The sequence below is a fragment of the Zobellia barbeyronii genome (genome assembly GCF_018603515.1).
Classification (GTDB): Bacteria; Bacteroidota; Bacteroidia; order Flavobacteriales; family Flavobacteriaceae; genus Zobellia; species Zobellia barbeyronii.
The window spans coordinates 300,983-317,162 of sequence record NZ_JACATN010000002.1 but is presented as its reverse complement, the minus strand read 5'-3'; the positions used below and the strand labels follow the sequence as shown (position 1 = coordinate 317,162).

General features: G+C 35.9%; 9 protein-coding genes. 1 reads left to right on the top strand and 8 read right to left on the bottom strand.

The annotated features are described in order from the left end of the window. Nucleotides 1-6 precede the first annotated feature (6 nt). From HW347_RS05885 to HW347_RS05875, 3 genes are read right to left on the bottom strand one after another with little or no spacing between them, the layout of a single operon-like run. Nucleotides 7-1,317 carry a cryptochrome/photolyase family protein gene (locus tag HW347_RS05885; RefSeq protein WP_214610994.1) on the bottom strand — a complete coding sequence of 437 codons (1,311 nt, stop codon included), beginning with the start codon at nucleotides 1,315-1,317 and terminating at the stop codon, nucleotides 7-9. 3 nt (nucleotides 1,318-1,320) lie between these two features. Beyond that, nucleotides 1,321-2,013 carry an SDR family NAD(P)-dependent oxidoreductase gene (locus HW347_RS05880; protein WP_214610993.1) on the bottom strand — a complete coding sequence of 231 codons (693 nt, stop codon included), beginning with the start codon at nucleotides 2,011-2,013 and terminating at the stop codon, nucleotides 1,321-1,323. An 11-nt stretch (nucleotides 2,014-2,024) separates the two neighbouring features. Further along, nucleotides 2,025-2,522 (bottom strand): SRPBCC family protein, encoded by a 498-nt coding sequence (locus HW347_RS05875; RefSeq protein WP_214610992.1) that lies wholly within the window; start codon nucleotides 2,520-2,522, stop codon nucleotides 2,025-2,027. Nucleotides 2,523-2,820: 298 nt separating this feature from the next. On the opposite strand from HW347_RS05875, the gene HW347_RS05870 reads away from it, so the two are divergent. Next, nucleotides 2,821-3,669: a DUF2911 domain-containing protein gene (locus tag HW347_RS05870; RefSeq protein WP_214610991.1), complete on the top strand. Its 849-nt coding sequence runs from the start codon at nucleotides 2,821-2,823 to the stop codon at nucleotides 3,667-3,669. A 54-nt stretch (nucleotides 3,670-3,723) separates the two neighbouring features. Here the strand turns inward: HW347_RS05870 and HW347_RS05865 are convergent, their stop codons facing one another. The 5 genes from HW347_RS05865 to HW347_RS05845 form a co-directional block, all read right to left on the bottom strand. Continuing rightward, the gene (locus HW347_RS05865) at nucleotides 3,724-6,858 is read right to left on the bottom strand and encodes a DUF5107 domain-containing protein (RefSeq protein WP_214610990.1); all 3,135 of its coding nucleotides are present in this window, start codon (nucleotides 6,856-6,858) and stop codon (nucleotides 3,724-3,726) included. Further along, nucleotides 6,858-10,157 (bottom strand): VCBS repeat-containing protein, encoded by a 3,300-nt coding sequence (locus HW347_RS05860; protein WP_214610989.1) that lies wholly within the window; start codon nucleotides 10,155-10,157, stop codon nucleotides 6,858-6,860. The genes HW347_RS05865 and HW347_RS05860 overlap by 1 nt, the downstream gene beginning before the upstream one ends. A 103-nt stretch (nucleotides 10,158-10,260) precedes the next feature. Then, on the bottom strand, nucleotides 10,261-11,820 hold the full coding sequence (locus tag HW347_RS05855) for a SusD/RagB family nutrient-binding outer membrane lipoprotein (protein WP_214610988.1): 1,560 nt from the start codon (nucleotides 11,818-11,820) through the stop codon (nucleotides 10,261-10,263). A gap of 28 nt (nucleotides 11,821-11,848) precedes the next feature. Next, the gene (locus tag HW347_RS05850; RefSeq protein WP_214610987.1) at nucleotides 11,849-14,902 is read right to left on the bottom strand and encodes a SusC/RagA family TonB-linked outer membrane protein; all 3,054 of its coding nucleotides are present in this window, start codon (nucleotides 14,900-14,902) and stop codon (nucleotides 11,849-11,851) included. 172 nt (nucleotides 14,903-15,074) lie between these two features. Beyond that, nucleotides 15,075-16,115, bottom strand: a complete 1,041-nt coding sequence (locus tag HW347_RS05845; protein WP_214610986.1) for a LacI family DNA-binding transcriptional regulator — start codon at nucleotides 16,113-16,115, stop codon at nucleotides 15,075-15,077. Nucleotides 16,116-16,180: the final 65 nt, after the last annotated feature.

Sequence of the window (16,180 nt, the reverse complement as noted above, 5' to 3'; positions counted from 1 at the left end):
CTAAGTTTAGCTTAATGCTTCTTTGTAAGTAGATAAACATCGTTCTCGAGCCTCTTTATGGTCTACCATTTTACTGACATATTTGTCAGTAGCATGCTCGGGAACCCATTTTGAAATATACTTTTTGTCTTTATCAAATTTATCTACTTGGGTCATTGGGTTGAAAATACGGAAGTACGGAGCGGCATCAACACCACTACCGGCAGCCCATTGCCAGTTACCTACATTACTACTCATTTCATAATCCAGTAACTTCTCGGCAAAATAAGCTTCGCCCCAGCGCCAGTCTATAAGTAAGTGCTTGCACAGAAAACTAGCAACTAACATTCGCACGCGGTTGTGCATATGCCCTGTTTCGTTGAGTTCGCGCATTCCTGCGTCTACCAGCATATAACCAGTATCACCATTTTTCCATTTTTCAAATTCTTTCTCGTTGTTTCTCCAATTAATACGGTCGTATTTTTTCTTGAATGCTTCGTTTACCGTCCTTGGAAAATGCCAAAGAATCTGCATAAAAAATTCACGCCAGATGAGTTCGCTCCAAAAGACTTCATTTTTTTCGGCAATGGCCTTTTTCATCATTTTACGAACAGAAACAGTACCAAACCGTAAATGTGGTCCTAATAATGATGTGCCATTTTTAATTGCAGGGTAATTTCTTGTATCCTCGTAGTTGTCTATTAAAGTGGGAGTTACGGTATAGTCCGGAACTTTAAGGGAAGATGTTTCAAAACCCATTTCGGACAATGACAGGTTAGGTAACCTAGAATTCTGGATTAGGTTATCTCTATATTGACTTGTATAATGTATGTTTAATTGTTCCTCTGGATTAAAATGCTCTTTCCATTTATTTTTAAACGGGGTGTACACAATGTACGGAGTACCATCGGCCTTGAGAATGTCATCTTTTTCAAAAATGACCTGATCTTTAAATGTGAGAAAAGAGACTTCATTTTTTTCTAGTAGGTTTTTAATTTCTTCGTCTCGCTCTTTGGCATAAGGTTCATAATCGTGATTCGTATAAACGGCATCAATATTATATTCCTCTATAAGATTTTTAAATATGGTTGTTGTTTTACCATGATAGATACCAATTGAACTTTGGTTTTCATCTTGAAGCGTATCTCGCATTTTTTGCAAGTTTTCAAAAATGAACGTTACACGGGTATCATCTTTGGGGAGGTTTTCAAGAATTTCAGTATCAAAAATGAAAATAGGTAAGACTTTATGAGAACTCTTAAGAGCTTCAAGAAAGCCAACGTTATCATCTAAACGTAAATCTCTTCTGAACCAAAAAACCGATATTTTATCTGACATAAACTAGCTTAAATTTAAAGTTGACATTCCGCCATCTACACCAATAACTTGACCGGTAATCCATGAGCTTTTTTCGCAGAGTAGAAATGCTGCTGTATTCGCAATATCTTCCACTTCGCCAATCCGCTTTAAAGGGTGTCTTTGTGACATCATTTCTATTTTCTTGTCATTACTCAATAGGCGTTTGGCCAATGGCGTATTTACCAGTGAAGGCGCAATTACATTTACTCTAATATTGGGAGCATATTCTGCAGCCAATGCCTTTGCGAAGCCCTCAACAGCTCCTTTGGCAGCAGCAACACTAGTGTGATAAGGCATACCTGAACCAACGGCAACCGTACTAAAAAGTACAATAGCACCGCCTGCAGTCATTAAAGGTAGAGTATCTTTTACAATCTTAACCATGTTGAAAAAATTGAGTTGCATATCTGATTCAAAAGTGTCTAAAGACATCATTTTGAAAGGCTTTAAATTAATTGAGCCCGGGCAATAGGCAAAACCATGAATCTCATTGGGTAGCGCAGTAATATCTAAAGAGTCTGTATTTGCATCAAAAGTAATGTGAGTTGCACTGGTTCCTTCCAATCCTTCGGACGTTCTTGAGGCCACATAAACCGAATAATCTTCAGAAAGTTGTTTGACTAATTCAAGTCCAATTCCGTAAGAACCACCAATTAAAAGTATATTTTTTTTCATATTGAAAATATCTAGAAAGAATTAAAATGAAGCTCTTTTGTGCTGTTCTCTAAACTGCCAAAAAGCTCGATAAGCTTTTGTTCCCTGAAGGAAAAAATTTGTTTCAATTGTTTTTTAACCAAAATAGGATGGGCAAGTTGTCCAAGAATGCCAAACGGAATTTTATAATCAATGATATCTTCCATTTCAACCCCACCATCAACAGGTTTTATAAAATGTTTGTGGTGCCAAAGTGCGTAGGGACCAAAACGTTGTTCGTCAACAAAATATTCACCTTCCTTTACATGCGTTATTTCCGAAACCCATTTAGTAGTATAACCTGGGAATGGAGAAACAGTATACTGAATAATTTGACCGGCAAACATAGCTCGTTCATTACCTGAATGTATTTTGAAACCCATGTGCTGGGGTGTAATTACTTTTAGGTTATTCGGGTCGGACAAAAAGTTCCATGCCTTTTCAACACTTATAGGAAAGGATTGTTTGGAATGCAGTTGATATAATTTCATATTACAAATGTAAAAACATTTTGTTGAAGTTATTTACTTTATTGATAAACAAAATAACTTTAATCAGATTTGTGGCAATTCTTAAAGCTACATTCTATTTTTTAGATAAAGACATTACTTATATCAAAAGATATCTGTGAAGAAGGAATAACGATGAATATCTTCAATATTTATTAATTTGAAAAACTCCCTTGTCTAAAGAAAAGTCATTATATAATTAGATGTCTTATTTAAGATTTCATTAACAGATAAGGAATGCTTTATATTTAGTTTTGTGAAAACTAATAAATCGATTCAAATGAAAAAACTTATTCTATTAGCAAGTGTAGTATTTGCTTCTGTAACAATGCAGGCACAAATAAGCACACCAGCACCTAGTCCAGCTTCTAAGTTACAGCAGACTGTAGGTTTAACCGAGGTAACTGTAGATTACTCAAGACCATCTATGCGTGGAAGGGCCATTTTTGGTGAGCTTGTTCCATTTGGTAAATTATGGAGAACAGGAGCAAACGGATATACTAAAGTTACTTTTAGTGATGACGTTAAGATTGCCGGTCAAGATGTAAAAGCAGGTACATATTCTGTTTTCACTAAACCAGGAGCAACTTCTTGGGAAGTGTTCTTTTATACTGATATTGATGGTGGAGGAACACCAAAAGAGTGGGATGACAGTAAAGTGGTAGCTAAGGCTACTGCAGAAGTTTACGCTTTACCTGTAGATATTGAAGCTTTCACAATTACTATAGATGATATGACAAGTGGTTCGGCCAACTTGGGTATGATGTGGGAGAAAAGCTATGTGGCTGTTCCTTTTGAAGTTCCTACAGACGCAAAGGTTATGGCTGATATTGATAAAGTATTAGCTGGTTCTCCAAAAGCAGATGACTATTATGCTGCCGCCGTATACTTTTCAAGTGAAGATAAAGAAATTAAAAAAGCATCTGAATGGATGGATAAAGCTATGTCTATGACGGAAGAGCCTGCTTTCTGGCAATTGCGTCAGCAATCGCTTATCCAAGCAAAATCTGGTGACAAAAAAGCGGCTATCAAATCTGCTAAAAAGTCTTTGGAAAAAGCAAAAGAAGCCGGTAACGATGATTACATTAAAATGAATACAGAGTCTATTAAAGAGTGGAGTGCTAAATAAGTATCCCTTCCAGTAGAAAAAAAGCCCTGATTTTTAAAATCAGGGCTTTTTTATTTATAAATTTTTAAGTGATTTTAAGAATTTTAATTCTTGCTCAGGTAATTTGACTTTTTCGTTGAGCTCCGCAGTAACTTTTACATCTTCATTGAAAATAGCCAAGGCTATTTGAGTCTTAGCATTATTTAACGTTACGCTCAATTGTTCCTCAATCGGCTTTGTGTCTTCTCCAATCTTTTTAGCTGCTAACAAACCAAATATATGGTTGGTACTATTGCTGCCGGAGTGCTCTTTTGTGTAATCTATAATGGATTGTAAAACTTGCTTACTCTCTTTGTATTTGCCAGTTTTATTTAGGGCTATAGCAATTAGATAATCACCTGTTCTTTCATCAGGGGCGTACGGTTTGCCAACGCCAATATTTTCTGGCCATTGCTTTGCTTTTTCTAGAACGGATAGCGCTTTTGAGTAATTCTCTTTTTCGATTTCTTGGATAGCTGTTCTTATATACGCTTTTTCATATATTTTTCTACTTTCACTTGCATGTTCAAAAGGAAGAACTTCTATGTTTTCAAGAACACTTGAAACCTGTTCATAATGTTCAAGGCTTAATAAGGATTTTGCATGTGCTAAACCTATATTGTAGTTTTCAGGAAATTTTTTAAATGCTTTTTTTGAAAGAGCGTAAGCAAGTTTGTCATTACCAAGTTCTTGGTTAACTAGTATGTTTTCTTCCCATACCTTCCAATCTTTTGGTTTTAGGTCCAAAGCTTTTTGTAAATCTTCAGTGGCAGAATTGGAAGGAAAATCATTTGGGTTAGCCATATTTAGTTTCGCTCTAAATCGATAAAAAACATCCGAATCTGGTTCATTTTGTAATTCTTTTAGAATAGAAATTCCCTTGTCTTTTAAACCAACTGCTATGTAATTTTGAGCTAAATAATACTTCAGTTTCCAGTTTACATTTTGTTCTACAGCCCACTCCAAGACCGGAATAGTTTCTCTGCGATATGGAAGAACAAAATCAATGTTGGGATTGATTACTTTACTTAAGATTTTCTTACTCTGATCAGGGTTGGAGTCTTTTTGTAAATAAGCTATCCACAGGTTGTTTTTAGGACTCTCAATACTTTCAGAGGAGAGTATCGCTAGTGCTTCGGGATTAAAACCTAGCTCTCTGTATCGTAGCGCTACGAATAAGTAGGTCTCTTCTACAAACTCATTTTCAATAGTAAAGTTTAATTTAGAATCACCATTACTAAATTTGGACAATTGGGATTCAATAGCAATTAGATAATTTAAAGGATCCATAGCTAAAATACGTTCCTTCTCGGTTTTAAACTCATCTTGATTACTATTTGCTTTGCTCAATAAGAGTAAAACCTCTCTGGCGTTAAGATTGTAAGTATTAAAATCTAGAGATTTGTTAGCATAGGTTTTAGCTCTATCATAGTTTTTGTCAGCTAGATAAATTTCGGACATTTGAGCATACGCTACTGATCTATATTTAATATCACGAGCTGCCCAACCTAAAGATTCCAAAGCATTAACAGTATCATTCTTAGCGCGATAAGCTATACCTGCCATATAATTTGCACTGGAGTTATAGGTATCCATTTTAAGAACTGTGTTCGCTTTTTCTAAAGCAAGGTCATAATTACTTCTTCTATACTCCAACTCTGCCAATCTCACTAATGCTGATGTATTAGAAGGGTCAATGTTAATTAATTTGGATAGATATTTTCGTGCCTTCTCAAATTCTCGAAACTCTAAAGCCTCAATTCCTGCAAAAAGCAATTTTTCACTTTCGGAGATATTTAAATCTTCATCAGATTTAAAAGGTCTTTTTAATTCATTTAGCTTAGAGTTGGTATTGTATGATAATTCAGTACCATCTATAGAAACTTCTATTCCTTGTGCGATATCAATAGAAATAGTTTTCGTGAACACTTCCATTGGTTTTAAAATCAATTTCTGGGTTGTAGTTTCTCCTCCAACATTAATATGGATTTCTGATTTTAAATCTTGCAGTGCGTTTACGCTAATAATAGTTTCTCCATTAACCATTTCAACGTTCAAGACTCCATGTGGCGATGCATCTACCATACCGCCAATTTTTTTAAATGGAAACCATATTTCGCTCCACTTGTCCATGACAAACGGGTCAAAACCTACCTGACTTATGGGGTTGATAGCTCCTGATGGTTCATATTGGTCAAAAAGTCTTCCGGCTTGATATTCAATATATTGCCCATCTGTATCCGTAAGTAAATCTTCCCAAATACCACCAGAGCGGGATAAGGCCCAAAGCCATAATTTTTGCCCAGGCATTTCTTCGTAAAGAGACCATTGGCCAAAACCAAACTCCTTATCATGATAATAACCACCAAAAAAGTCGTTAAACTCACCAACAATATGGTATGATTTTGCCGGCCCAAAATTATTATTCTTGTAACTACTTAGGTCGCGACCTTCTTGGTCAATTGGCCAAGAATGCGCATTTCCATTATGTTCTACATATGCATTGCCCGGAATAAAAAATTCTAAGTCATTTGTTGCTTCAGCAGCACCAGTCATCCAATTATAATAAGATTCCGTTAGGGGAGAGGCATTGTACCAAGATGCGTTGGTTTCAAAATAGGCCTTATCTTTTTCTAAACGAATTTCAACAGTCCATTTTGTATTAGATGGTAAATCTACGTTGCTAACAAAACAACTAACGCTACCATCTGTATTGGTACGGGTTACATAATCTACTGGTGTTGATGTAGACGGGTGATGACCAATTATCCCAAAATTGAATTCTAAACCGCCTGAGGTCCACGGACCCCTCATAGCTATATTCCTGAATTTAATTACTTCATTTTTATAGAGAAATTCTTCACCTGTGCTTTTTTCAATAGCTCCCCAAATCTTCCCGCCAATTTCGGGTAGCACCATCACTTTAATATAATCGTTTTCTAAGGTTACAACTTTCCACTCTTTTTTCTTTGGTTTATGTTGATAGCCCTCAAACTTAAAATACGGGTGAATCTTGGTATTATTAACTAATAGTGGAACAGGGTTAGGTTCTCCGAAATCATAAGTATCTATAGAAACTATTTCTTCTTTTATTGATATGGATTGTGCTTGAGAATTAAAAGATAGGCCAACCGCTAAAAGCAATAGGGCCAATTGAAGATGTTTTGACATTAGAAATGAGTTTTATATGTTGTAGGAACTTGATTATTTCTAGAAAAAATTAGTAAGGTTTCTTTGTTGGCTAATGGAATGGACTTAATATCCCTGATTTCTCCATTTAGGTTTAGTCCGCTTTCTTTTTGATTAAGAACCTGGAACATTCCTTTTCCTTTTCCCATGAGGAGAGTTCCCTTGTTGGCATCATATCTACCATACTTTACCCGTGTCCCAAAAAAGTTGCCAGCTAATATGGCATCTAAGTTTCCGTCGCTATTAAGGTCCTCTACAAGAATACCATAAATTGGAGCAAATTGAGCAGAGGCGGGGAGTGGCGAAATTTTAAAAATGTTATCACCTAAATTTTCAAGATAGCTGGTAGCGAAAGTTGTAGCCTCCAAAACTTCCACATCTACCAAATCTTCTTTTGAGAAAATATCGGTGATTTTTTGGTCGGCATAATCTGCGTAGTTCAAGTATTTTCCTTTTAGAAAACTTAATTGCCCAATTAAATCATCCTTAGAAAACACGGGATAACTTTCACCCATTATATAAGATGTTAGAATAGGGTCTATAGAGCCATTATTATCAAAATCCTTTACGTATAACTTTACGGGTTCTTTTTCGGAAGCTTTTAGTTGAGAGTTCAGACCAAAATTTCCAATGACATAATCTATATCACCATCATTATCAAAATCGCCCTGTTCAATACTGTTCCACCATCCTTTTGCATTACTTAGAGTAGAATTATTGATTTCAACCAGCTTTCCGCCTGTGTTCTCAAAAGCTCTTATGGCCATAAATTCACCTACTATGATAAGGTCATCAATACCATCGCCCGAAAAATCACTCCATAGCGCATCTGAAACCATGCCTATATGTTCTAAAGAAGAGTTCACAGTTGTAGTAATGTCTTTAAAATTACCTTTACCATCATTTTGAAGCAAGTAGCTTCTTGGGCTAGATGGATAGTTACCAGGCACTAATCTACCACCAACAAAGAGGTCTAGATCTCCATCATTGTCAAAATCATTGGCTTTAACACAGGAACCACTTGTAAGCATAGTAGGCAAGGAGGTTGTTGACTTTTTCAATTTACCTTTGCCATTGTTCAGATAGAGTCTATCTTGTAATTCTTTGGAGTCTTGGTTAAATGCATTTCCGCCGCTCACCACATATAAATCTAGGTCATTGTCATTGTCTGCATCAAAGAAAAGAGCATTGGTGTCTTCAGAAGCCATATCGCTTTCAAAAGCAACCGCCCCATTATTAAATTCACCTTTTTTATTTTGTAGAAATAGTTGACCACTTTGTCCTTTAGCGCCACAAATGAACAAATCTTCTAACTCATCACCGTTTATATCACCTTTTGTTATTTTTGGACCTTGAGTAGAAAGTTTATGAGGTAGTAGTTGTTGGCTTTTAAAATCTATATAGTTGTTCTCTTTGTGTTGAAAACGTATTAAACTATCATTGCTAACGTCAACTAAAATGCCAAGGCTGTCTATTTTAGCTTCATTCTTGGGTGAAAGAGCTTCAGACTGTTTTAGATTTAGCGTTTGATTGCTTGGTAGGTTTGATAAAGTTTGTTCTGTAAAATCTGGCCATACGATAGTAAGCTTATCTATTGTATCATTTTTCCCTAAACCAAATACCAGCGTTTGATCAACGGAGGATTGGTAACCTCTTGTGGAAATTGCTTCCTGAGCTAAAATTTGACTTTTACTTTCAATGGTTATTTTTGAGCCAATACCAAAGGTATTTTTACCACTACCGATTAATTTTACTCTGAGGAAATTATTTTTATTGAATTTCTCACTGTTATTTCTGTATACGAAAGCTTCTTCCTCAATATTATTGACTATTAAATCTAAATCACCATCATTATCCAAATCGGCGTAAGCAGCACCGTTTGAAAGAGATTTAGTGTCTAAGCCCCATTCAGAGTTGACTTTTGAAAAAGTTAAATCTCCGTTGTTTCTATAGGTGTAGTTCTCTTCTATTGTAGCTGGGATATTTCGCAAAAGTTCCATAATGGCCGTTTGCTTTCCGGTTTTATTCTCCTCTAATTTTGCTTGGACGGCATAATTAATAAAGTCCATATTAGTATAGTCTCTCTTATACCCATTGGTTATAAATACATCTTTAAAACCATCATTGTCTAAATCCGCAAAAAGGGAAGCCCAACTCCAATCTGTATTGGATATTCCAGAAAGCTGTCCTATTTCTGAAAACGATTCTCCTTGGTTGTTAAGCTGAAGCATATTACGCATGGTTTGGTTGTAAAAACCAGAATTAACCAAGAGTTGGTACTTATCGTAATTATCAGGGCCTGAAACCATTTTTTGACGATAATTACCTTCTGGTAACATATCTAAGGTCATAATATCCATAAAGCCATCATTATTAATATCGGCTATATCCGAGCCCATTGAAAATAACGAAGTATGTCCAATATATTTTTCTAGACTTTCTGAAAACGTACCGTTTTTATTATTGATGTAGAGGTAATCTTGCTCATTGTAGTCATTGGAGATATAGATATCCTGCCAACCGTCATTGTTAATATCGGAAACGGCTAAACCCAATCCAAAGCCTAGAACATTTGATACTAGACCAGCATCAGAACTAACATCCTTAAATTTTCCGTTATCATTACGGTATAATTTATCTGAGTAGGCGGGGTTGTTTTTTTTCTTTAACGAGCCAGTAATCTGACCAAAACCTGCATATTCTTGAGTAGAGTGGTTAATTATATAGAGGTCTAAATCCCCGTCTTTATCATAATCAAAAAATGAAGCTTGAGTAGAGTAGCCAGAATTATCGACGCCGTATTTTGATGCACTCTCCGTAAATGTTAAGTCACCATTATTTATGAAAAGTTGATTTTTTCTTTTATTGGCGTCTGGAGCTGCGGATCGGCATACGTAGATATCTAAAAAACCATCTGCGTTTACATCTGCCATGGTGGTTCCTGTATTCCAAAGCCCTTCTGCAAAAACACCAGCTTCTTGAGCTATTTCTTTAAACTCAAAATTCCCTTGATTAATATAAAGTCTGCTACCTACCATGTTTCCGGTAAAATAAATATCTGTAAGCCCATCATTATTGACGTCACCTACGGATACACCTCCGCCATTATATAAGTAGCCATATTCCAAGACGTTAAATTGTTCTGTTTCTTTTAGAATATTTTTAAATTTCACACCAGATTTTGAAGACTCTATTTTTGTGAAAAGTTTTTTATCATCACTATCGTTACACGAAAGAAAAATCAATAAAAAGATAAGAGTGAAAAGTATTCTGAAACACATAGTTTTACTTTGTTTGAAGAGGACTTCTAAGATAGTATGAAATAAATAGTAAAAAAAAAGCACCAATATTTAAGTTGGTGCTTTTTTATAAATTCATGTGTAATTATTTTTTATCCCACCAAAGTTTAGTGTTGTTTTTATCAGCACCGTTAAGTTCAGGTCCAGCTATGGCTGCTTCTACAGATTCTGCATTAGTATCGAATTGACTTGAGACATAAACCATTCTTCTCATAATCTCGTCAACCGCTACATCAGAATTTTCAGATTGTGCGCGTGCATACTGTTTAGGGTACCCCGTTCTTCTTAATTCTGCCCATGCTTCCCAACCGTTAGGGTATAGGGCTAACCATTTTTGAGTAATGATTTGTTCAAGCTGAGTTTCTGGGTCGGAACTAAATGCAACAGGAATATCTGCAACTGCTGCCGCACCCACTTCATAAGCTATTGGTGTATTCGTACTTGAAATATATGCAGCAATAGAAATGGCATCACCAACTTCTCTTTGCTCCATAGATGTTGCTATTCCCTGTGCATACAAATCTTCTGCTGTGCCACCCATAGCCCAGCCTTCTAAAGCACCCTCAGCGCGTAAGAAGAAAACTTCAGCGGCGGTCATCACTTCTATTGGAGGGTTGATTCCTCCTAATGCTTCATCAATATATATAGTAGCAAGGTCGGAATGACTCGCATTTTTACTTGTTTCTAGAGAAACTTTCGTTTGTCCATTTAACAACCCTTCGTAAGGGCTTCCATCACCATCGCTATCACCATCTACTGCTGGAGCAAAATATTGAGGCAGACGGGGGTCTTCATAGCCCTCTAATATACTTTCCATTGTAGCACTCATTCTAAACTCACCCCAATCTGTAATAGTTTCTAGTGGGTTTCTATTTATTTCATCAACAGAAACATAGGCATTATCTCCATTAGATAGAAAAACTCCAGCCGCTACTGCTTTTTCCGCTTCTGATTGTGCCAACGCACGATCAACATATTTTACTCTCATAGCTAAACGAAGACGAAGACTATTCGCAAACTTTAACCATTTTGCAGGGTCCCCGCCGTAGGTGCGGTCACTACCAGAAAATGATAATTTGTCTAGGTTTGATTCTAATTGAGCAACAGCTTCATCCAATGTCACAAAAAAGCTTCTGTAAATAGCTTCTTGAGAATCGTAAGGAATAGCTTCAAGCTCTGTATTTCCTATTTCTAAGTATGGTATTGGTCCCCAATAGTCTGTAATTCTATGAAAGGCATTTACTTTCCATATCTTAATCATTGCATTACCTACTGCATTTTCATTGGCCTCGGTTATGTCTTCTACTAAGATTATCTGAGGCACTGCTTCTTGATAAAAAGAGTTCCACGCTAAATCTGACCAACCGCCAACTTGTACATAACGGTCAGAGTCAAAGCCTGATGCAGTGGTTGTGAAATATTGACACCAAATATCAGCAAATAGATTTTCTGAAATCTGATACCTCCAATCTTGGCCCATTAATGATGTGTACTGAGCTTGTGCAAAAGCTTGCCCTTGCAATAGTTCACTTTCAGAAATTCCAGGTATGGCAAATGAAAGCGGGTCCGTATTGGTTTGTTCAAAATCATCGGTACAGCTCGCTAGTAGCAAGACCGTAACAAGTAAGAAACTTATATTTTTCATGATTTTCATATTTTATATAAACAATTTTTTAAAATCCAAATTTTAGGTTCAAACCTAAACTTCTGGTTGATGGAGGAGAAAAAGATTCATAACCATCTGCACTTGTAAGTGTAGGGTCAACGATTACCTCTGGGTCAACACTTGCGCTGTTCGAGAAGAAGAAAAGGTTTCTCCCTACCAACGTCAGCTTTATGTTTCTAAAAGGCGTTTTATCTATTAATGAAGAAGGTAGGCTATAACCCAATGTTATTTCTCTCATCCTGATGTTGGATGCATCTTCAACAAAAGCTTCACCAACAGGAGCGTTTCTTCCACCAATAGAAGCCCAAAATGTTTCAGCATTTGTTTGGATATCATTTGGAGTTCCATCGGCCTTAACTACTTCTAAGTCTCCAAAAACATTATCACCAAATACCAGAGTCCCATCACGACCAATAGTGGTAACATCAAGTGCACCATCTGAAGCCAAAATAGCATTTGTAAGCGAGCCAATTACACCACCTTGTCTAATATCTATTAAAAAGCTTAAACTTAAGTTTTTGTAGCGGAAGCTGTTACTAATACCACCTAACCAATCTGGGTTGTAGTTACCAATTAAAACGCTTTTACCGTCAGTTACGGATGGTGTACCATCTGCATTTACAATAACTCTATTCTGGTCGTCTCTTTCAAAACCTCTGGAATACATATTACCCCATGGTTCACCTATTTCCAATTCAAATTGTCTGAAAAATGGATTGCCAGCATCAAGGATAAGAGTTTCTAACCCTCCAGAAAGGCGTAGCACTTCACTTTCATTTTTACTAAAGTTAACAGAGACATTCCAACTAAAGTCATTAGTTTGAATAGGTGTTCCTGTTAAAATAGCTTCAACCCCTTTGTTCTGAATATCACCTCCATTTACAAATCGGGTACTAAATCCAAAAGCAGGATCAACACTCACAGGGAATAACTGATCTATACTGTTACTCTTATAGTAAGTTAAATCAATACCTAGACGGTTATCTAAGAACCTGGCATCAACACCAAATTCTAAAGATTGTGTACGTTCAGGCTTTAAATTTGTATTAGGAAGTGCAGGGTCTAATTGAATAAAACCACCTGCAACAGAAGATGCGGTCCGGAAAATCTTGTATGGGTCAGTATCGTTACCTACCTCTGCATAAGAACCTCTTAGCTTAAGATATGAAATAACTTCAGGTAATTTTACAAGATCGGATATTACGGTACTAAGACCTGCAGAGTAATAATCAAATCTATTATTATCAACTGGTAGAGTTGAACTCCAATCACTTCTATAAGTAAGATCTAAAAACAAAGCATCTTTGTAGCCTACTTGTCCAAAAGTATAAAGGGAATTTACCTTTTTCTTATTATAATCTTGCTCTGAAGCAAGGTTTAAAGCATTGCTAATCGCAAAAATATTAGGAGCATTCAATCCTTTATTATTGGTAGATACAAACTTATCTTCTGCCATACGACTGTTACCACCAAAATTGATATTAAAATTGAAATCGTCATTAATTTGTTTGTCGTAGCTCAACAAGAAATCGGAATTCCATTCTAAGTCAATACTATTTCTTGTTTCATAGTTTCCATTATCAGCAAGTACATAAGTATCATTATAATCAATATCTTCTCTGAAAGTAGTACTGTTATCTACAGCAGTACGCACCATTAAACTAAGGTTGTCAAGAATATTGTATTTTAATGAAGCATATCCTATTACTCTATTATTAATAGAATTGTTAAGATTACGATTGGTAGTCCAATAAGGATTCGCTCCACCATTATCTTTAGGTTTCCAATAGTTTTGTTTTGTACTCCCATCCAAAGCTAAATATTCAAAAACTTCTGCATCCGAAGTACGTATGTTTCTAGGTAGCCTGTATGCATGTCTCCATGGATTAGCGAATGATTCTCCCGTCTCTAATATGTTATCTGTTTCTGTTCTAATGTAGTTTGCTTTAGCACTAAGTTCAAGCTTGTCATTGAACAATTTGTTGTCTATTTTAAGTGTAACGTTATGTCTCTTCAATTCGTTACCCGCTACGATACCTTTTCTATTTTCGTTAGTATACCCAAAAAAGGTTCTGTTCTTGTCATTACCAGATCGTATAGAAACGTTATTGGCCATATTAAAGCCCGTTTGCATAAAATCAGTAACATTATTTGGTTGTGCAGTGTAAGGAGTTGCAGAATTGATATCTGGACTTGGTGACCAGTTAGCAACTGAAGACCCATCCATTCTAGGACCCCATGAACCAGTGGATGCGTTATTAAAAAGACCACCACTACCTTGGCCATACTCATTTTGGTAATCATACATAATTCTTCCTGTATCTGCAGTAAGAGTAGAACTAAAGTCAATGGTAGTTACATCACTTGTTCCTGTTTTTGTAGTAACTATAATAGCACCGTTGTTTGCTCTTGCTCCATAAAGTGCGGCAGCATTAGCTCCTTTTAACACGTTAATAGAAGCAATGTCATCAGGGCTTAAGTTAGAAATATCACCACCTAATGGCACACCATCTACAACATATAGTGCTTGGCTACTACCTGCTATTGAACGGTTACCCCTAAGAACTACTTTAGAAGATCCACTAACACCATTTCCTGATGTTTGTATAGATAGTCCAGCTACTTTTCCTTGAAGACTATTTACAAGATCTTGTTGCGGTCTAGCTTCATCAATACTCTTGGTGTCTACCCCTTGTGTGGCATAGGTCAACGACTTCTTTTGTCTTTTTATACCCAAAGCAGTAACTACCACTTCATCTAGTTCGCTTGCATCTTCCTGCATTCCCAAATTGATAGTGCTATTTGCACCTACGGTTACATTTTGAGATTTCATTCCAATGTAGGAAAAAATCAAAATATCACCAGTAGAAGCTTCTATGGTATAATTACCATCAAAATCTGATTGTGTTCCTGTAGTACTTCCCTGTACTAATACATTTACACCAGGCAATGGCATTCCATCATTAGCGTCGGTGACCGTACCGGTAACCGTTTTGTCCTGCGCCAATATGGGGTGAGTACCCATTATTAGTACTAGGAACATTAAAATGTTTTTCATCATAGTGTTAGTTTTAAAAAGGTGTTAGTTCTAAATGTTTTCTTAAAGTTTAGTGAATGTAAACTTAATTTTTAAGAAACCAAACGCTTTTTAAGTTAAATGTGCTCGAACACACTTTTGATTATGAGAATAGTATTAATGATAGTATTAGAGTCCTAAGTCAATAAAAACTATCCTAATTTATATAGTAATCCACATTTTCAGAAGTAACGATGTCAATAGGAAGTAGGTTTTGGAGAGGTACTTTTTTGCCAAAAAGGAAAAATTCTGCAAAATGGCTGATACTTAAATAAGCCTGTTCTTTTGGTCTTTGATGAATTAAGAAATCAATCTTGCCCTGTTTTAGGTAAGAAATGTTCTTTGGTACTAAATCGTAACCAACTAGGGAGCATGGTTTCATTAATTTTGATACTATTTCGGCTACTTTGTATGCTTTAGAGTTTGTGATAAAAAGAGCCTTTATATTTGGATTGTCACGAAAATATTGCTCTATGTCTTGTTCAAATTTAGATTGGTTATCCGAATTGAAGTTCTTTGCTTCTAGAATCCTATGTGAACTTTTTTTATTATCAAAGTAGTTTTTAAACCCTTGTTCTTTTAGTAGTAGGTGAGGTTCTTTGTCTATATGTATTATACCTATATCAGATTGAGGAGCCACAGTTTTATCAATAAGGTCTGCTGCTATTTTCCCACTTTGCACTAAATCTTGCCCAATAAAAATTTGAGTTTTATTTGTACTTAGGTGGTTATTGAAAAGACCCACTCTAATATCGTTCTCCTTGCAGGCTTGACTTATTTGAAAAGATTCTTTTTCAAACAATGGGGTCATTAACAGTAAATCAGGAGAAACGTTGATAGCTTCAATAGATTTCTGGTAAAAGTCTTCTTTTTTGGAAGGATTATAAATGAATATTTTAACCTCAATACCAAAAGGCCCAAATTCTTTTTCCGCAACTTTCACTCCTTCATGTGCTGGTTGCCAATAAATATCTATTTCAGAATCTGGAATGAGTATAGAAATTCTATAGGCTTTATTCTCTTTGAGACTTCTTGCAATTGGATTGGGGTGATACTCTATTTCCTTTAATATTTTTTCAACCTTTTCCTGTGCAATTTTAGATACCTTTCCTCTTTTGTGTAGTACGCGATCTACTGTTCCTTTGGATACCCCTGCAAGTTTGGCAATATCTTTAATTGTCTTTTTTTTATTGGTCATTTTAGGATAAAAGAGGCTTTAGTTATCGGTTGGGGTGAGAGAAAATTCTTCACTAAATTATAGAT